At 69.5% G+C, this 465-nt stretch carries 1 protein-coding gene; it reads right to left on the bottom strand.

Annotation, left to right across the window (positions count from 1 at the left end; all coding sequences use genetic code 11):
- The coding region (locus ACEN88_RS34210) for a DUF2145 domain-containing protein (protein ID WP_413346835.1) at positions 1–465 on the bottom strand (465 nt) is incomplete at both ends.

Here is a 465-nt window from a genome sequence, read left to right as displayed (position 1 = left end):
CGGGCGCGCGGGCGCCCGCCAGCGTCTCCAGCACCCACTGGTTCGAATTCTGGTAGCGGGTCGAGTACACGTAGGACAGCATGTTGTAGTGCGGTTCGTGCAGGCGCCGCGCCGTGCGGCCCGCGGCGAGGGCCGCCACGCGCGCCTGCAGGTCCGGACCGGGAATCACGACCTGGGCCCGGTAGCGGTACAGGTCCGTCAGGAAGAAGTTGCCGACGCCTTCCACGAACAGGTCCGAGTCCGCCGTCCCGCACGCATTCAGTTCGTGCACGACGGTCCAGCGGCCCGCCGCATGGTCGCGCACGACGATGCCCATGTGCGAGTATTCCAATCTGTATTTACTCAGATCCTGGCCCGCGCGGGCGATGATCGCGACGCTGGCGCCGCTCGCGTCGAGGGCGGCGAACGTGCGTTGGGCGAGGTCCAGCGAGCGGCGCACTTCGTCCACGCCCAGGGGCTCGTCGC

Origin of the sequence: Massilia sp. CT11-108 (assembly GCF_047302915.1) — a bacterium.
GTDB lineage: Bacteria > Pseudomonadota > Gammaproteobacteria > Burkholderiales > Burkholderiaceae_D > Telluria > Telluria orientalis.
Note: the sequence above shows the minus strand (reverse complement) of the source record. Positions and strands in the feature narration are given on the sequence as shown.